Raw genomic sequence first — 18,650 nt, forward strand, 5'->3', positions numbered from 1 at the left:
CCATGACAGCCGACCGCCAGCCACCGCACGAGCCAGCCGGGCATGATGCCGATTTTGATGAAGTGATACCGTTTTATGGTACAGACAAGCAAGCCAACCGATCGCCTAGCCGTGCCAAGCTAAGCTATGATATCATCATGCTGATATTGCTGGTGATTGATCTGACCTTGATTGGTGTGGATAATGTTTTGATGAGCGGCTTTGCGGTGCGTGTCGGTGAGTGGATAGGTATGTCCGATAGCCTGATGGCGTATCAGCAGCTGCACCATCTGAGCGTTGATACGCTGGCGGGGTTTTTTACGCTGTTTTGGGTGGTGGATTTGTTTGTGCGGTGGGGACTTGCCATCTATCGACGGACTTATTACCGCTGGTTTTTCTTTCCTTTTGTGCATTGGTACGAAGTGTTGGGCGTGTTTCCTGCCTTGCGTGCCTTGCGACTGCTTAGAGCGGCGGTTATCGCTCGCCGATTGCACCGCATGGGCATACAGGTGATTCCTGCTCGTTGGCTTAAGTCGGCGAAGTTTTATTATCATGTGCTGCTAGAAGAGCTGTCTGACCGAGTGATTTTGACCGCTGTGGGTAATTTTCGAGCTCAGCTAAACCGCTCACAGGCGGACAGTGGTCGGCTGATGCATCAGACCATTGACCAAAACCGCCAGCAGATACAGACCGCCCTGCTGAGCCTGCTACGCACCGAGCTGACCCCACGCCTGCAAGCTGCCCTACTGTCGCACCAAGGCGAGCAGCTGGCGATAAAAATCGGTCACGCTGTCGAGCAGGCACTCAATGACACGCCAGAGCTTCGCAAATACCTAAAGCTGATCCCCATCGCAGGCGGCGTCATCGAGTCGCAGATTCACACCATCGGCCGCAGCATCGGCGAAAATGTTACCAACGCCATCAATGCCCATCTGTTTGGCGATGATACGCTGGATCATCTGATGGTGGCGGTGGCTCATGGCGTGGCACAGATTGACACTACACGCCCAGAAGTGCAGGCACTGATCAGCGAAGTGGTCGATGATGTGCTGGACGCCTTTGAAGAGCAAGTCAAAATCCAACAATGGAAACACAGTCAGCAGCTGCCGATTTAGTCGGTGAGTGGCGTGGTTGTTGGTTGATTTGTTTATTGGTGATTGTTAATGGGCAATTTATCAGTTTTGTTAATTTGTCAAATTGCCCATTTGTCAAGTTGTTAATTTGCCAATCCGCCAATTTATCCACAAATCAGCTTGGAAGTTTGGGCGGATTGGGCTGGGTTGGCATCAGATTGGCGGTTAATTGGCGGTTATTATCTTAGCGGTCGCCATTTGATAATCACAAATTGAACAATCACAATTTGGCAATTGTCAGTTGGTGCGGATTGACGGCTGTAAAATCATGGCAAATCACAAGCACCGATGGGCAATTGTCAAAAAGACGGTAAAATCAGGCAATGCCAAGCGGTGGCGACTGGCTGATTTGGCATAAGCTGCTTTTTTCATTCGCCAAAAAATGCTACAATCTGTCATCATCTTATTTTTATCCTAAAAAGGGCAAATTCACATGACCCAAGCCGTTACTTTATTTGGCAAAATGCTCACTTTTAGCCGCCTAAAAATCCAGACCGACGATCTGGGGCAGATTCGCCACGAGCTAGAGCGAGTACTGGCGGATAACCCCATCGCCAATGGCCTGCCCATCGTCATCGACAGTGCGGTGATGCTGGAGCTGGACGCGCTGGTGGATATGCTATGGCTGATGGACATACAGCCCATCGGTATCGTCAGTGGCGTGCTGGACGAGCAGGCAAAAGATTTGCGATTGGCGATTTTACCTGCCGATGGCAAGCGTATCGAACGCCTGCCACATACCAAAACCGACGACTCTGGCAAGACTGCCAAGCCCAGCGAGCCTACTCAGCCGACGACTGCCGATAGCCCAGATGGTGCAGATGCCGAGCCTGCCTCTGTGTCGGTGGCCGCCACCAGCACCCAGCAAAGCACCACACTGGCCACCGCCCAAGACAACAGCCGTGCTTTGGTCAGTGGCATTCATACTCAGATGCTGCGTTCAGGTCAGAGCTTGCAGCACTTGGGTGGTGATTTGACCATCATCGGCGGTGTCAATGATGGTGCTGAAGCCATCACCGATAACAGCTTGCATATCTATGGCCGTGGCTTGGGTCGCTTGGTGGCAGGGGCGACTGGCGATAAGCACGCACGGATTTTTTGCCAAAAATTCAACCCATCGCTGGTGTCGGTCGCTGGCACTTATTGCCTGCGTGATGCCATACCCAGTGAGATGATCGATCAGGCGGTGCAGGTAACTTATGATGAAGATCAGGGCTTGGTATTTACCCTGCTTAAGCAGCTTTGATGGGTGTTAATCGGCTTTATCGGTTTTATCAATTTTAATCTGCCCAAACATGGCTTGGTTGTTATCGCTGGCTGATTGATCATTTGCCGATGGGCGAAATTAACCAAACCGCACCAATTTGACACAAAAAATCAGCAAATACCCATTGATGAATTGATGAAAATGGCAAAATATGCTATGCTGATGACGGAATTTAATTTGTCTAAATGTATGCGGTCATCGCTTGCCGATGCCGTTTGATTGCCATCGCAGCAATCGTTATTGTTATTAAGTTTATATTGCTATACAGTTAAGGAGTGCCATTGTGGCAAAAATCGTCGTAGTAACTTCGGGCAAAGGTGGCGTCGGTAAAACCACCACCAGTGCATCGTTTGGTGCAGGGCTTGCCAAGCGTGGTTTTAAGACCGTGATTATTGATTTTGATGTGGGCTTGCGTAACCTTGATTTGATCATGGGCTGCGAAAACCGCATCGTCTATGACTTTGTCGATGTCATCAGTGGCAATGCCAAATTGGCTCAAGCCTTGGTCAAAGACAAGCAGTTTGACAACCTATTTATCCTACCTGCATCACAGACTCGTGATAAAGACGCACTGACTGACGAAGGCGTCGCTGCTGTGATGAAAGAGCTGTCAGAAGACATGGCGTTTGATTATATCATCTGCGACAGTCCAGCAGGTATCGAGCGTGGGGCGCAGCTGGCGATGTATCATGCTGATGAAGCCTTGATCGTTACCAACCCTGAAGTCTCGTCTGTGCGTGACTCTGACCGCATTATCGGTATCCTACAAAGCCGCACCAAAAAAGTCGAAGAAGGCGGCAGCGTGCGTGAGCATCTGGTCATCACTCGCTACAATCCAAAGCGTGCCGCAGAAGGCGAAATGATGGACTATCACACCATCGCCGATGAGATTTTGCGTGTGCCATTAATCGGCATTATCCCAGAAAGCAATGCCGTGCTTGAAGCATCTAACCAAGGTCAGCCTGTGATTCACTTTGGCGACTCGGCAGCTGGCCAGTGCTACGAAGACATTGTTTCTCGCTTTTTGGGCGAAGAAGTACCGCTACGCCATTTGGAAGTGAAGAAAAAAGGTTTCTTTGAACGCTTATTTGGGGGTTAATGATGAAAAAAGGATTTTGGAGTACGCTGTTTGGTGGTAATGGCAGCTCAAACAGTGCCAACATCGCCAAAGACCGCCTAAAGGTCATCGTCGCCAGTCATGATCGCCTAAACACTCGCCTAAATGCCGAACGCATTGAGCAGATGAAGCGTGAAATTCTGGAAGTGGTGAATAAATATGTCAATGGCGTCAATTTGGACGATCTGAATATCAATCATCGCCACGAAGACAACCTTGATGTGCTAGAGATGAATATCAGCCTACCTGATCGCAAATGATTAGTCATTATGACAGACTGCATCAAATCACAAATTACCCAAGTTAAATGCTTGGGTTTTTTGTTGGTCGGTTTTTGGTTTTGGCTTTTTTAGTTTTTGCAGTTTTGGTTTTGGCGGTTTGATTTAATTTTGATGGATTAAATTTTGGCAAATTGTTATTTTTTTAAATTAAAATCATCATTGAATTTTTGACAATTTGCCCATTAAATTAACCTGCCAATTTCTGATTTGCCGATTTATCAATATCAATTTACCATCATTAAAAATACCGCCACAAAAAAACACCGCCCAAAAATTTTAGGCGGTGTTTTGGTTTGGTTAATCAATTCAGTGAATTAGCCAATCAATCAGCAAATGAATGATTATTTTAGACCACGCTCCATTTCTTCAAATTGAGCAGTGATTTGTGCCGATGGTGCAGCAGTCAGCAGACTGACCACGATGGTGGTGATAAAGCTTGCTGCAAAGCCTGGCAAAATCGAATAAATCGCATCATTGGCTGGCTGGCCGTTGATGGTAAAGCCACCATACACCCAAACAACCACCGTCAAAGCACCGACAATCATACCTGCCAAAGCACCGTTACGGTTCATGCGTTTCCACATCAAGCTTAGGATAACCAGTGGGCCAAATGCCGCACCAAAGCCTGCCCAAGCGTGCGATACCAATTTAAGCACCGAGCTGTTGCTGTCGCCTGCTAGGATAATGGCAACCACCGCCACAATCACCACCGAGATACGACCAACAGTCACTTGGCGAGCTTCTGATGCGTCTTTGTCCAAAAACAGCTTATAGACATCACGAGTCAAAGAGCTGGATACAACCAAAAGCTGCGATGAGATGGTACTCATAATCGCCGCCAAAATCGCCGCCAACAAGAAACCTGAAATCAGTGGGTGGAATAAAATCTGTGAGAACACCAAGAAAATGGTCTCAGGGTCTTTTAGCTCCATGCCAGTTTTTGAGATATAGGCCACACCTGCCAAGCCCACCATCAAAGCACCGATCAGGCTTAGAATCATCCAGCCCATGCCGATGGCGGTCGCTACTGGCACATCTTTGACCGAGCGAATCGCCATAAAGCGGACAATGATGTGCGGCTGACCAAAATAGCCAAAGCCCCACGCCATCAGCGATACCACGCCCATGGCAGTTACGCCATTCATCCAGTTGAACACTTCGGCATTGGCCTGCTGGGCGATTGCCATACCTTCGGATATGCCGCCAATTTCGGTAAATGCCACAATTGGCACAAGCAGCATGGCAATCAGCATGATCACGCCTTGGACAAAGTCAGTCAATGACACCGCCAAAAAGCCACCAAACAAGGTATATGCCACGACCACGCCAGCAGTTACCCACAAGCCTAGGCTGTACGATAGACCCAATGAGCTTTCAAACAGCTTGCCGCCTGCCACCAGACTGGCTGCAGTATAAACGGTAAAGAACAAAATCACCACCACCGCCGACACGATACGCAGCAGGTGCGATTTATCATGGAAACGGTTGGCAAAATAATCTGGCAAAGTGATGGCATTGTCCGCCACTTCGGTGTACACACGCAAGCGTGGTGCGACAATCAAATAGTTGGCAAATGCCCCAATGGTCAAGCCCAATGCAATCCAAATACTCACCACACCAGACGCATACATATAACCCGGCAAGCCAAGCAGCAACCAGCCTGACATATCCGATGCCCCTGCTGATAACGCCGTTACCGCAGGACCCAAATCACGACCGCCAAGGATATAACCTTCGACATCGTTTTTTTGTTTAAAATAGGCATAGATACCAATGGCAATCATCAAAATAAAATAAATCGCCAATGAAATCCATACACCCGTTGCCACATTTTGCATGGCACACTCCTTACAACTGTGCGAAACATACCTGTCCGCTAAAATCATTATAAAATATTGCTTATATCATCATTTATACCATCAGAATAATGATACATTTGGCAGTTTTGCTAGTGAAACTTGGCATAAAAACACATCAAAACCAAAACAATACAGCCCAAATCATCTCAATGCACAAGCATAAAATGTATAAGCAGACAGTTATTATAACATAAAAATAACAATTCTTTAACCTATTAATGATAATTATTATCATTAAATGGCTTTCTGCCGCCGTTTTATTAAATTTTACGCTCAAAATTTGGCAAATCGTTCATAAATTGAGCAGTTTTGCCAAAATTGTCAAAAATTTTTGATAAATTTATCATAAAAACCGCATAATTTTTGCCAAAATTTTTTAAAAAAACTTTGTCAATCCAGCAAATTTTGGGTATAATAGCCAGCTATTGTGCCATTTGATTTGAGATTTATTTAAGATTTTTATGTTAAATTAACTCAACATTGACTTAAAGTGGTGCGTAAGATTTTGCCAAAATCGGTTTGATTGATGTTGGCAGTTGTTGGCGAACTGGTCGCAAGTTCGCTTATTGTTAAATAGTTAAGGATCACTCATGAGCCAATTTACTCTAAACGGCGTTATTCGTGCCGATGAACAGCAGGGCAAAGGTGCGAGCCGCCGCCTGCGTAAAGAAAACCTAGTACCAGCCATCATCTACGGCGGCAACGCTGAACCTGTGGCCATCTGCGTCAAAAATAACGAGCTGGTTAAAGCCCTAGAAAGCGAATCATTCTTTTCAAGCGTAGTAACCATCGCTGTGGACGGCACTGAGCATAAAGTAAATATCCAAGCATTGCAACGCCACCCAGCCAAAGGCTTCCCACTACATGTGGACTTCAAGCGTGCTGACGCCTAAGTCTAAGCACTAGCCAAAAACCAGTAAGCTGCTTACTGGTTTTTTTGTTGATTAATTGATTTGCAGTTTGTTGATTGAGAGAGTTTATGAGTATCAAATTGATTGTCGGACTTGGCAACCCCGGCGGACAATACCAACACACACGCCACAATGCAGGTTTTTGGTTTGTGCAGGCGTTGTGCGACAAATTCAACCTAAGCCTAAATTTTGACAAAAAATTTCACGGACAAATTGGGCGTGGTATGATTGACGGCCAAGAAGTTCGTTTGATTTTGCCAGAGACTTTTATGAATCGCTCTGGGCAAGCGGTCGCTCCGTTTGCCAAATTCTACGGCATCACTGCCGAACATATCCTAATCGCTCATGACGAACTGGACATTGCTGCAGGCAGCATCAAGCTAAAAACTGGCGGCGGACACGGCGGACACAACGGTCTAAAAGACATCGTGCCACACATCGGTGCCGATTTTCACCGCCTGCGTATCGGCATCGGCCGCCCTGCTCACTCATCGCAAGTGAGCGGCTTTGTGCTTGCCAAACCACCTGCGGACGAACGCATCAGCATTGATGCCGCCATTGAATGTGCGGTAGATAATATCGGTGAGATTATCGCAGGCGATATGGATAAAGCACGCAATCGCATTAATGGCTTTAAATTGCCTTGACTTGATAATTAAATCATTAATCAGCGGATAAACGGATAAAAGCCACAAAACACGGACTAAATCTCCGTGTTTTTGTTTTTATGAATAAAAATGTGTTGTTTTTACCGTTTTGCTTGGGATAAAAAACAAGATAAGCACCAATACCGCATTAACAAACGGAATCAACATTAGTACCGTCCACCATAAAGACCACCCAGTATCCATCAGGCGTCTGACCGTGATAAACATCAAAAGCAATGATAATGCCTGCCATAAGGTAGCCAAAAATATACCAACCAACTCTTGATCGTGGGGAATGGAAAACCCCACAAAAACAACCAGAGAAATAAAAATAATTGACAAACTCATCATGGCATAAATCCCACGAGTCAATACTCGCCACGACCAAAAAGAATCTTTAGGTGGTAGCAAACGGGGATCTGCCCCAAAGCGATTATCGCCCACCGTCCCAGATGCAAAAGTCACAAATAATCCCAATCCAAAATTCACAATCGGAATAAAAGCCAACCATGCCCAATTTGGATTAACATCAATATCTTTCAACCTTCTAGAAGCAAGGTAGCACTGAATTGGAGCTCCTAATATAAAACCAACAAGCATCTTATCTAATGCAAATGGATCGAAATTAGGGTCATTCAAGAAGAAGAACGAAAATAGCAGACTAAAACCCAGTCCAATAATTTGTGAAATAAAAAAATAATCCAACCTTCTCATTCTTTTGGTTGTTTGTTTATTTGGTTGGTTGTTTTGCATCACAGCTCCTAAATTGACAAGTTTTTATTTGTTTAAGCAAATTTAAACAAACCAATAATATCAAAATGATGATTAATTTTAAATAGTGTCGCCATAAAAATCGCTGTAAACATCTCCGTTTTTTGGCAAAATCGGTAAAATGGGCAAAATCCATAAAATTTCCCAAAAATACAACGGCTTTGCGTTATAATAAGGCTTTATTTATTTGCCACAATGATAGCCACGGGAATAACGATGACAACAGCCAACCCCTACGCCAATCGCACCGCCAAGCATTTTGACGGTATCCGCTTTGATGAAGCCCTAATCCAAAAATACAACCGCCAAGGCCCACGCTACACTTCTTATCCGACCGCACTGGAATTTTTACCGATTGCTGACGATGCCGAAGCCAAAATCCTAAGCACACGAGACGACAGCGTGCCGTTGTCGCTGTATCTGCACATTCCATTTTGCCGCCATCTGTGCTACTACTGTGGCTGCAACAAAATCATCACCAAAAAAAACAGCGATGCTGGCGATTATTTGGATTATCTGTTCAAAGAAATTCGCCACAAAAAATCCTACCTAAAAGGCACGCTACTGGTCAAGCAGCTGCATTTGGGCGGTGGTACGCCAACTTTTTTGAGCGATGACGAATTGGCGGCGTTGTGGCAATTTTTACACGATGAATTTAACTTTGCTGATGATGGCGATTATTCGATAGAAATTGACCCCAGAGAGCTGCGGCCAAATACTTTGAGCCTGCTTAAAGATTTGGGTTTTAATCGCCTAAGTTTTGGCGTGCAAGATTTGGATCATAAAGTGCAAATCGCCGTCAACCGTGTGCAATCGCTTGAGCTGATTGAGCAAGTGATGACGACCGCACAGGCGTTGGGCTATCGCTCGACCAATATCGATCTGATTTATGGGCTGCCGCATCAAAGCATCGAGAGCATGAATAATACCATTCGCCAAATCGTGCGGCTGTCGCCAGATCGCTTGTCGGTGTTTAATTATGCTCATCTGCCTGAACGCTTTGCCGCCCAAAAGCGTATCCGTGAAGCCGATTTGCCAAGTCCTGCCGACAAACTTACCATGTTTGGCAATATCATCAAGGCACTGGGCGAAGCAGGCTATCAATACATTGGCATTGACCATTTTGCCAAACCCAATGACAGCATGGCGATCGCCCAGCGAAACGGCGAGCTGCACCGCAATTTTCAGGGTTATGCCATCTTGGGCGAGTGCGATTTGCTTGGCTTTGGGGTCAGTGCCATCAGCCAAATCGGTCAGCACATCTTACAAAATCCCACCGCCCTTGGCGACTATCAGGCAGCGGTGGCACAGGACAAACTGCCCGCCATCAAGCATATCCAAAGCGACAGCAAAGACGAGTTACGCCGCCATGTCATCATGAATCTACTTTGCCATGATTATATGGATTTTGGGGATTTGCGTGAGCGTTTTGGGATTGAGCCGACCAGCTATTTTGCCAATGAGATTGCCAGCTTGCACGACATGGCAGCCGATGGCTTGGTGAGCATTGATGAGCATGGTATCAGCATTTTATCAAAAGGTCGCATTCTTGGGCGTAATGTGGCGATGGTTTTTGATGAATACTTGGGCAAAAAACACGCCAACCGCTTTTCTCGGGTGATTTGATTAAGTATTTGGTGGACAAAAGCCAGAACCAATTTTATGATAATTTTAAATAAGCTTTAATGTAATTATAGGCTTGATTTAACAATCCTGATAATCCATGCCATAACCCATTCGGGGCTAATATCATTGGCTTTGAATGGGTTTTGTGCAATTTTATTACTAGTCTGTTAGAAGCATGCAGACATCGTATGGTTTATCTGGTTCGCAACTTAAATATTGCTTGCCTAAAAAACAGGTTGTTTGGATTTCTCCAAAAGAATGTGCCTGAGCATTGGTGGTTGTCAATACTGTTGCTAGCAAGCCTGCGGAAATGGCAGTAGTTAAAGTTTTACTCATCAGAGATTTCATAATTTCACTCCTTGTTTATTGTATCACAAGTCTTATTGTGCATAATAATTAAGATCGATGCAATTTTTGTTATTTTAATAAGTTTGCAGACTTTTTTTTGTTTTTCACCCCCCCCCAAACCAAAAACCCCCGCACTCTCGTACGGGGGTCTGAAATAAGGTGCTGACGATGACCTACTCTCACATGGGCGAACCACACTACCATCGGCGCTAAGACGTTTCACTTCTGAGTTCGGGAAGGGATCAGGTGGTTCCATCTTGCTATTGTCGTCAGCGTAAAAGGATTAACAACGCTGCTTATGAGTCTGTTATTTAATTTTTACTTTAAATTGTTATCTTTTTAAAGCTATTCAAGATTGATTCAAGCTTGCTAGGTAAAATCTTTACACTTTATCATACTAAACCACTTGGGTGTTGTATGGTCAAGCCAAACGAGCAATTAGTATTGGTTAGCTACACGTATCACTACGCTTCCACACCCAACCTATCAACGTCGTAGTCTACAACGGCTCTTTAGGGAAATCTTATCTTGAGGTGGGCTTCCCGCTTAGATGCTTTCAGCGGTTATCCCATCCGAACGTAGCTACCCGGCAATGCCACTGGCGTGACAACCGGAACACCAGAGGTTCGTCCACTCTGGTCCTCTCGTACTAGGAGCAGATCCTCTCAAATTTCCAACGCCCACGGTAGATAGGGACCGAACTGTCTCACGACGTTCTAAACCCAGCTCGCGTACCTCTTTAAATGGCGAACAGCCATACCCTTGGGACCTGCTTCAGCCCCAGGATGAGATGAGCCGACATCGAGGTGCCAAACACCGCCGTCGATATGAACTCTTGGGCGGTATCAGCCTGTTATCCCCAGAGTACCTTTTATCCGTTGAGCGATGGCCCTTCCATACAGAACCACCGGATCACTAAGACCTACTTTCGTACCTGCTCGACTTGTGGGTCTCGCAGTTAAGCGCGCTTTTGCCTTTATACTCTTTGAACGATTTCCGACCGTTCTGAGCGCACCTTCGTACTCCTCCGTTACTCTTTAGGAGGAGACCGCCCCAGTCAAACTACCCACCATACATTGTCCTCGATATTGTGATATCTGAGTTAGAACCCCAACATAACCAGGGTGGTATTTCAAGGTTGGCTCCATGGCAACTGGCGTCGCCACTTCAAAGCCTCCCACCTATCCTACACAAGTTAGGTCAAAGTTCAATGTAAAGCTGTAGTAAAGGTTCACGGGGTCTTTCCGTCTAGCCGCGGGTACACAGCATCTTCACTGCGATTTCGATTTCACTGAGTCTCTGCTGGAGACAGCGCTGCCATCATTATGCCATTCGTGCAGGTCGGAACTTACCCGACAAGGAATTTCGCTACCTTAGGACCGTTATAGTTACGGCCGCCGTTTACTGGGGCTTCGATCAAGAGCTTCGCATACGCTAACCCCATCAATTAACCTTCCAGCACCGGGCAGGCATCACACCCTATACGTCCACTTTCGTGTTTGCAGAGTGCTGTGTTTTTAATAAACAGTTGCAGCAGCCTGGTATCTGCGACTGCCAACAGCTTACACCGCAAGGGTTTCACCGTCGGCAGCGTACCTTCTCCCGAAGTTACGGTACCATTTTGCCTAGTTCCTTCAGCAGAGTTCTCTCAAGCGCCTTGGTATTCTCTACCTGACCACCTGTGTCGGTTTCGGGTACGATTTGTTTATAACTATCGCTTAGAAGCTTTTCCTGGAAGCATGGTATTTGCCACTTCGCCAGTAAACTGGCTTGCTATCAGATCTCAGTAATAGTCTAGCGGATTTGCCTACTAAACCTACCTACATCCTTCCACCTGGACAACCATCGCCAGGCTGGCATAACCTTCTCCGTCCCTCCATCGCATCATAAACAAGTATCGGAATATTAACCGATTTCCCATCGACTACGCCTTTCGGCCTCGCCTTAGGGGTCGACTCACCCAGCCCCGATTAACGTTGGACTGGAACCCTTGGTCTTCCGGCGAACGGGCTTTTCACCCGTTTTGTCGTTACTCACGTCAGCATTCGCTCTTGTGATACCTCCAGCATACCTTACGATACACCTTCACAGGCTTACACAACGCTCCCCTACCACTTAATTGAAACAATTAAATCCGCAGCTTCGGCTCCTAGTTTGAGCCCCGTTACATCTTCCGCGCAGGCCGACTCGACTAGTGAGCTATTACGCTTTCTTTAAAGGGTGGCTGCTTCTAAGCCAACCTCCTAGCTGTCTGTGCCTTCCCACATCGTTTCCCACTTAACTAGGAATTTGGGGCCTTAGCTGGCGGTCTGGGTTGTTTCCCTCTTGACGACGGACGTTAGCACCCGCCGTCTGTCTCCCGGATATTACTCATCGGTATTCGGAGTTTGCATCGGTTTGGTAAGTCGGGATGACCCCCTAGCCGAAACAGTGCTCTACCCCCAATGGTATTCGTCCGAGGCGCTACCTAAATAGCTTTCGGGGAGAACCAGCTATCACCGAGTTTGATTAGCCTTTCACCCCTATCCACAAGTCATCCCCTACCTTTTCAACGGGAGTGGGTTCGGTCCTCCGGTGCCTGTTACGGCACTTTCAACCTGCTCATGGATAGATCACTCGGTTTCGGGTCTATACCCTGCAACTAAACGCCCTATTAAGACTCGGTTTCCCTACGGCTCCCCTATACGGTTAACCTTGCTACAGAATATAAGTCGCTGACCCATTATACAAAAGGTACGCCGTCACGGAACAAGTCCGCTCCGACTGCTTGTATGCACACGGTTTCAGGTTCTATTTCACTCCCCTAACAGGGGTTCTTTTCGCCTTTCCCTCACGGTACTGGTTCACTATCGGTCAGTCAGGAGTATTTAGCCTTGGAGGATGGTCCCCCCATCTTCAGACAGAATTTCTCGTGTTCCGCCCTACTTAATATGTCGCTTAAACAGTTTCGCATACAGGACTATCACCTACTATGGTTGGCTTTCCCACGCCATTTTGCTACTGTTTAATTGATCGGCTCCTCCCCGTTCGCTCGCCGCTACTTGGGGAATCTCAATTGATGTCTTTTCCTCGGGGTACTGAGATGTTTCACTTCTCCCGGTTTGCCTCATAAAATAAATTATGATACCTAAGTTATCTTAGGTGGGTTTCCCCATTCAGAAATCGCCGGGTCACAGGATATTGCCACCTCACCGACGCTTATCGCAGGCTATCACGTCTTTCATCGCCTCTGACTGCCAAGGCATCCACCATGTGCACTTCATTACTTGACCATACAACCCCAAAGGGTCTTTAATGTATGGGTAATGTGTAACGATTCACCTATGTTTACGCTTGATTCAGTTCTCTTTACTTTAGCTAAGTACATTTTGGGGTGTACTTAGCATGGTTAATAAATTACGTTGGATAATTTATTAACCCAGACTCATAATCATGTTGTTAAATAATAATATAAACTTCGTCAGTTTATAAAGTTAAAGCATAGATAAGAAATCTTTCTTAAATCGCTTATGTATGCTTGATGTTTAATGATTGGTGGAGCCAAGGAGAGTCGAACTCCTGACCTCCTGCGTGCAAGGCAGGCGCTCTACCAACTGAGCTATGGCCCCATAAATGGTGGGTCTAATAAGACTTGAACTTATGACCCCCGCGTTATCAACACGGTGCTCTAACCAACTGAGCTATAGACCCGTTTTAAACATCTTACTAAAGAACAACTTGTTGTGAATTCTTGCCAATCAGATATCTTCGTTAAGGAGGTGATCCAGCCGCAGGTTCCCCTACGGCTACCTTGTTACGACTTCACCCCAGTCATCGACCCCACCGTGGTGATCGCCCTCTTGCGTTAGGCTAACCACTTCTGGTGAGATCAACTCCCATGGTGTGACGGGCGGTGTGTACAAGGCCCGGGAACGTATTCACCGCAGCATTCTGATCTGCGATTACTAGCGATTCCGACTTCATGGAGTCGAGTTGCAGACTCCAATCCGGACTACGATAGGCTTTTTGAGATTGGCATCACATCGCTGTGTAGCAACCCTTTGTACCTACCATTGTAGCACGTGTGTAGCCCTGGTCGTAAGGGCCATGATGACTTGACGTCGTCCCCGCCTTCCTCCAGTTTGTCACTGGCAGTATCCTTAGAGTTCCCACCCGAAGTGCTGGTAACTAAGGAAAAGGGTTGCGCTCGTTGCGGGACTTAACCCAACATCTCACGACACGAGCTGACGACAGCCATGCAGCACCTGTATCACAGTTCCCGAAGGCACTAAGCTATCTCTAGCGAATTCTGTGTATGTCAAGACCAGGTAAGGTTCTTCGCGTTGCATCGAATTAAACCACATGCTCCACCGCTTGTGCGGGCCCCCGTCAATTCATTTGAGTTTTAACCTTGCGGCCGTACTCCCCAGGCGGTCTACTTATTGCGTTAACTGCGTCACTAAGTCTTCAAGAGACCCAACGACTGGTAGACATCGTTTACGGCGTGGACTACCAGGGTATCTAATCCTGTTTGCTACCCACGCTTTCGCACCTCAGTGTCAGTATGATGCCAGGGAGCTGCCTTCGCCATCGGTATTCCTCCAGATCTCTACGCATTTCACCGCTACACCTGGAATTCTACTCCCCTCTCACCTACTCTAGTTACCCAGTATCAGATGCAATTCCTAGGTTAAGCCCAGGGCTTTCACATCTGACTTAAGTAACCACCTACGCGCGCTTTACGCCCAGTAATTCCGATTAACGCTTGCACCCTCTGTATTACCGCGGCTGCTGGCACAGAGTTAGCCGGTGCTTATTCTGTGGGTAACGTCAGGGCTAATGGGTATTAACCATTAGCTTTTCCTCCCCACTTAAAGTGCTTTACAACCAAAAGGCCTTCTTCACACACGCGGCATGGCTGGATCAGGCTTTCGCCCATTGTCCAATATTCCCCACTGCTGCCTCCCGTAGGAGTCTGGGCCGTGTCTCAGTCCCAGTGTGGCTGATCATCCTCTCAGACCAGCTACAGATCGTCGCCTTGGTAGGCCTTTACCCCACCAACTAGCTAATCCGACTTAGGCTCATCTAATAGCGAGAGCTTGCGCCCCCTTTCACCCGTAGGTCGTATGCGGTATTAGCTTGAGTTTCCCCAAGTTATCCCCCACTACTAGGCAGATTCCTAAGCATTACTCACCCGTCCGCCACTAGGTATCAAAAGCAAGCTTTCTAACCTCGTTCGACTTGCATGTGTTAAGCCTGCCGCCAGCGTTCAATCTGAGCCATGATCAAACTCTTCAGTTTAATCTTGTTTTGCCTATGAGTTTGACTTAGTAAACTAAGTTAAATCGATAGGGCTTTAATGTTGGCTCATTTATCGTACTTACTAGCAAATATTTGCTCATCGTGTAAATGAATTAACTTTGAGTATTTTTGCCTTACTTAAATAAGTGTAATACTAAGATAAGTAAAAGTATCAATAAATGATAATATTTTTAAGTATCTTGTATTGACAAAAATCCACACAAGTTGTTCTTTAGTTTGGATTTTAAATAGTTTGTTAATCATCGTCTGATTAACTTGAGCTGACTATTATAACATGGAATGTTTTAATGTCAAGCGGTTTTTTATTTTGATTTGTGATGCCCTTTTAATCTTTTAAAAAGTCATCGTCGCAATCAATGTGGGCTATTATACGCTAATTTTTTGTGCCGTCAAGCATTATTTTTAAAATTTTTGCAAAAAATTAGAATTTTTTGCGTAATGTGGTTACAAAACCAGATAACGCATAGGCAACACCAATTGCCAACAGTCCCACAGGTACATTATATAAGACGATGCCGAATGCCAAGACCGCCAATAACAGCACCGCAAACGGTACTTTTTGGCGATCAAATTCTTTGAATGAATAATATTTGATGTTGCTGACCATTAATAAGCCACAAATCATCGCCCAAGCAGCAAAAAACCAAGTCCATGCCGTAACGCTGGTCATCGGCTCGATATATTTGACGGCGACCAATACCGAGCAGGCAATCAACAGTGCTGCCAATGGGCTGGCCAATCCGATGAAGTACTTTTTATCGACAATGCCAATTTGGACATTAAAGCGAGCCAAGCGAAATGCCGCACAAGCTGCATAAACAAAAGCACACGCCATGCCAAATCGCCCCAAAGGCTCAAGGGCAAAACTATAAATCAAAATCGCTGGTGCCAGCCCAAATGCGATACAGTCTGCCAAAGAGTCGTACTGCTCACCAAATGGGCTTTGGGCATTTAGCATGCGAGCCGCCCTGCCGTCCATGCCGTCCAAAAATGCCGATACAAAAATCGCCAGCCCAGCACGGTAATAGTCGCCACTGGTACTCAAAATAATCGAATAAAACCCTGAAAATAGCGACAATGTGGTAATCAGATTGGGGACTAGGTACACCCCTGAAGTGATGATACGCTTGCCGCCTGTATGTTCAGGCTCAATCACTTCAAAGGTGATGCCGTCATGCTCCGATTCGACTGGTGTACTGTTGATTTTTGGTTTTTGGGTGTCTGACATCTTTGTTTTTCCGCATTCAAACAGTGGTTGCCATGGTTGTGGCTGTAATTGAATCTAAAATATCCGCCAACTGGACAAAGCTGGGCTTATTCGCCAACCAACCATTTGACCACTGCCATTTTATCCAATGGCATGGCTGGTGCATCGGTAGGCTTTAGAATCGGTGCCAAAAATTCAACAATCTGCTTGGCATGCTCATCAAACTGCCAAGGTGGATTGATGACAAATAAACCTGTGCCATTTAGACCGACAGCGACATCATTTGGGTATAAATTCAGCTCACAAACCAGCTGTTTTTTGATACCTGTGCGTTTCATTTTTTTGTAAAATAATTCAACGGCATCGACATTTTTTATCGGATACCACAGCACAAAAGTGCCTGTTGAAAATTTCTTATGGCTAGCAACCAGTAAATCCACCAAACGCCCAAAATCCTTATGCTCTTGTTCAAATGGCGGATCCAGCAGGATAATGCCACGCTTTTCTTTGGGTGGCACAACCGCAGGCACACCTTCAAAAGCATCACGGTGGTGAATGCCGATGGGCAACTGATACAGCTGATAATTGAGTGCGTCGTACTCGTCCGCCACCGCTTCAAAGGCTTCGGCACGCAGCGGTGCATCGGCAGAATGGTGTTCGCCGTGATGAGCAATCCACCAAGGCGACCCTGGATAGACATATTGATCGTATTTTTGGCGAGCAAAATTCAAATCGCTTAAATATTGACTGACTGCTTTTGGCAGATGGTTCACGCCTGCATTGACGGCATTTTCAAGTGCGACAATGCCCAGTTGTGCTTCTTTGGTCTTTTGGGTTTCGGTGCTTGCCAAAGAGTATAAGCCCCGACCGCCATAGGCATCTAGCACATAAAACGGCTTGGATTTGGCAGAAAATTGTGCCAATAATTGCAATAATAAAATGTGCTTTGCAACATCGGCAAAGTTGCCTGCGTGATAGGCGTGTTTGTAGTTCATAATGAGAATTTTTCGTGATTTTGGTGCAGTTATGGTATCATAAACACCAGTTTTTCGCCATTGTTATTTTGGTGGCAAGGTGAGAGTGGTTAATCCACGCCTGCACTTACTTGGTTATTGGGTTAATATGAATAAGACTGCATTGATTGCTTATATCCAATCGCATTATGATACCACACCAGATTATTTGTTTGCCAAGCACCCAACGGCGGCAGTATTTCGCCACAAAAATGGCAAATGGTTCGCCCTGCTGACTTCGCCATCTGCCAACAAGCTGGGACTGTCAGGCGATGATTGCCATGATATGATTAATCCAGATATTATCAATCTAAAAGTGCCACCCGAACAGCTCGGCTCGCTGCTTGCCATGCCCGGATTTTTGCCTGCTTATCACATGAATAAAGAGCATTGGGTGAGCGTGCTGATTGATGTCGCTAACGAAAAACTGCTAAAAAGCGTGCTTGATGACAGCTTTTATTTGACAAGCCAAGCGTAATAATCGCCATGGTTTTGATGATTTTTCCCAGCATAAAACTTAGCAAAAATAAGACAAGCATTAGACTGTAATGATAAATAAGGCAACTGATAAAATGAATCATAATTTTGATAGCAACTGGCAAAATCTGCTTGATGATAAACTTGATGGCTTGGTGCATACTGGCGTTGTCGTGCTGGACAATGTGTTTGCCAAAGCGGATTTATTGGCACTACAAAACGAAAGCGGCTTTATTGACTATAAAGAAGCCCATCTGACGCACGGCGAGCGACAGACGCAGATTCGTGGCGATAGTATTCGTTGGATTGATGACGACTGCCCTGCTGGAGCGGCTTATTTGCGTAGCATTTGGGAGCTTGGGCGATATTTTAACCAGACTTTATATACCGGCATTCGCTCGGCAGAAGCTCATTATGCCTGCTATCCTGCTGGCTTTGGCTATCAATGGCATGTGGACAATCGCCAAGGGCATGATGAACGGGTCATTTCTGCGGTGTTTTATCTTAATGACGACTGGCAAGACAGCGATGGCGGCGAGATTTTGGTCATTGACAAAACTGGCGAACAACAAACTTTGATGCCCAAGGCCAACCGCTTGGTGATTTTTGATAGCAATTTGCGTCATCAGGTCAATATCACCCACCGCCGCCGTTTTTCTATCGCCACTTGGCTGCGGCATGATGATGGCGTTTTATAACCCATTAAATGCTTT

Annotated in this window: 14 protein-coding genes, 2 tRNA genes, 3 rRNA genes and 1 pseudogene; 9 read left to right on the forward strand and 11 right to left on the reverse strand. The window is 46.1% G+C overall.

All coding sequences use genetic code 11. The features are described from left to right. Positions 1 to 2: 2 nt before the first annotated feature. On the forward strand, positions 3 to 1,094 hold the full coding sequence (locus tag ACFBZI_RS02145; RefSeq protein ID WP_375714822.1) for a hypothetical protein: 1,092 nt from the start codon (positions 3 to 5) through the stop codon (positions 1,092 to 1,094). Positions 1,095 to 1,388: 294 nt separating this feature from the next. Here ACFBZI_RS02145 and ACFBZI_RS02150 read toward each other — a convergent pair whose 3' ends face one another. Beyond that, positions 1,389 to 1,514 (reverse strand): hypothetical protein, encoded by a 126-nt coding sequence (locus ACFBZI_RS02150; RefSeq protein WP_375714823.1) that lies wholly within the window; start codon positions 1,512 to 1,514, stop codon positions 1,389 to 1,391. A 31-nt stretch (positions 1,515 to 1,545) separates the two neighbouring features. On the opposite strand from ACFBZI_RS02150, the gene minC reads away from it, so the two are divergent. From minC to minE, 3 genes are all read left to right on the forward strand, one after another. Beyond that, positions 1,546 to 2,358, forward strand: a complete 813-nt coding sequence (gene minC, locus ACFBZI_RS02155; RefSeq protein ID WP_375714824.1) for a septum site-determining protein MinC — start codon at positions 1,546 to 1,548, stop codon at positions 2,356 to 2,358. Between the two features lie 304 nt (positions 2,359 to 2,662). Further along, on the forward strand, positions 2,663 to 3,478 hold the full coding sequence (gene minD / locus ACFBZI_RS02160; RefSeq protein WP_375714825.1) for a septum site-determining protein MinD: 816 nt from the start codon (positions 2,663 to 2,665) through the stop codon (positions 3,476 to 3,478). A 2-nt stretch (positions 3,479 to 3,480) separates the two neighbouring features. Further along, positions 3,481 to 3,756, forward strand: a complete 276-nt coding sequence (gene minE, locus ACFBZI_RS02165; RefSeq protein ID WP_375714826.1) for a cell division topological specificity factor MinE — start codon at positions 3,481 to 3,483, stop codon at positions 3,754 to 3,756. Positions 3,757 to 4,118: 362 nt separating this feature from the next. Here minE and putP read toward each other — a convergent pair whose 3' ends face one another. After that, positions 4,119 to 5,615, reverse strand: a complete 1,497-nt coding sequence (gene putP, locus ACFBZI_RS02170; RefSeq protein ID WP_375714827.1) for a sodium/proline symporter PutP — start codon at positions 5,613 to 5,615, stop codon at positions 4,119 to 4,121. 611 nt (positions 5,616 to 6,226) lie between these two features. Here putP and rplY point away from each other — a divergent pair. Both rplY and pth read left to right on the forward strand, forming a co-directional pair. Beyond that, positions 6,227 to 6,517: pseudogene (gene rplY, locus ACFBZI_RS02175) on the forward strand (50S ribosomal protein L25); the annotation flags it as partial. 98 nt (positions 6,518 to 6,615) lie between these two features. Then, positions 6,616 to 7,194, forward strand: a complete 579-nt coding sequence (gene pth / locus ACFBZI_RS02180; protein WP_375714828.1) for an aminoacyl-tRNA hydrolase — start codon at positions 6,616 to 6,618, stop codon at positions 7,192 to 7,194. Between the two features lie 78 nt (positions 7,195 to 7,272). Here pth and ACFBZI_RS02185 read toward each other — a convergent pair whose 3' ends face one another. Then, positions 7,273 to 7,947 (reverse strand): DUF805 domain-containing protein, encoded by a 675-nt coding sequence (locus ACFBZI_RS02185; protein ID WP_375714829.1) that lies wholly within the window; start codon positions 7,945 to 7,947, stop codon positions 7,273 to 7,275. A gap of 234 nt (positions 7,948 to 8,181) precedes the next feature. On the opposite strand from ACFBZI_RS02185, the gene hemN reads away from it, so the two are divergent. Next, entirely contained in the window at positions 8,182 to 9,591 is a 1,410-nt protein-coding gene (hemN, locus tag ACFBZI_RS02190) for an oxygen-independent coproporphyrinogen III oxidase (protein WP_375714830.1), read from the forward strand. A 159-nt stretch (positions 9,592 to 9,750) separates the two neighbouring features. Here the strand turns inward: hemN and ACFBZI_RS02195 are convergent, their stop codons facing one another. The 8 genes from ACFBZI_RS02195 to ACFBZI_RS02230 form a co-directional block, all read right to left on the reverse strand. Beyond that, the gene (locus ACFBZI_RS02195; RefSeq protein ID WP_375714831.1) at positions 9,751 to 9,939 is read right to left on the reverse strand and encodes a hypothetical protein; all 189 of its coding nucleotides are present in this window, start codon (positions 9,937 to 9,939) and stop codon (positions 9,751 to 9,753) included. Between the two features lie 160 nt (positions 9,940 to 10,099). After that, positions 10,100 to 10,213 (reverse strand): 5S ribosomal RNA (gene rrf / locus ACFBZI_RS02200). Positions 10,214 to 10,356: 143 nt separating this feature from the next. Further along, positions 10,357 to 13,211 (reverse strand): 23S ribosomal RNA (locus tag ACFBZI_RS02205). Positions 13,212 to 13,471: 260 nt separating this feature from the next. Then, positions 13,472 to 13,547 (reverse strand) — tRNA-Ala (locus ACFBZI_RS02210). 5 nt (positions 13,548 to 13,552) lie between these two features. Next, positions 13,553 to 13,629, reverse strand: a tRNA-Ile gene (locus ACFBZI_RS02215). A 61-nt stretch (positions 13,630 to 13,690) separates the two neighbouring features. Then, positions 13,691 to 15,219 (reverse strand): 16S ribosomal RNA (locus ACFBZI_RS02220). The 16S, 23S and 5S rRNA genes sit together here with 2 tRNA genes alongside, the layout of an rRNA operon. 442 nt (positions 15,220 to 15,661) lie before the next feature. Then, complete coding sequence (gene pssA / locus ACFBZI_RS02225; RefSeq protein ID WP_375714832.1) at positions 15,662 to 16,468, reverse strand: CDP-diacylglycerol--serine O-phosphatidyltransferase; 807 nt, start codon at positions 16,466 to 16,468, stop codon at positions 15,662 to 15,664. An 86-nt stretch (positions 16,469 to 16,554) separates the two neighbouring features. After that, positions 16,555 to 17,442, reverse strand: coding sequence for a 23S rRNA (adenine(2030)-N(6))-methyltransferase RlmJ (locus tag ACFBZI_RS02230; protein ID WP_375714833.1), 888 nt, complete (start codon positions 17,440 to 17,442; stop codon positions 16,555 to 16,557). A gap of 127 nt (positions 17,443 to 17,569) precedes the next feature. Between ACFBZI_RS02230 and ACFBZI_RS02235 the strand changes: the two genes are divergently transcribed. After that, positions 17,570 to 17,938, forward strand: coding sequence for an MmcQ/YjbR family DNA-binding protein (locus ACFBZI_RS02235; protein WP_375714834.1), 369 nt, complete (start codon positions 17,570 to 17,572; stop codon positions 17,936 to 17,938). Between the two features lie 94 nt (positions 17,939 to 18,032). Further along, positions 18,033 to 18,635 (forward strand): 2OG-Fe(II) oxygenase, encoded by a 603-nt coding sequence (locus tag ACFBZI_RS02240; protein ID WP_375714835.1) that lies wholly within the window; start codon positions 18,033 to 18,035, stop codon positions 18,633 to 18,635. Positions 18,636 to 18,650 lie beyond the last annotated feature (15 nt).

It is taken from the genome of Moraxella marmotae (assembly GCF_042219885.1).
In the GTDB taxonomy this organism is placed as follows: domain Bacteria; phylum Pseudomonadota; class Gammaproteobacteria; order Pseudomonadales; family Moraxellaceae; genus Moraxella; species Moraxella marmotae.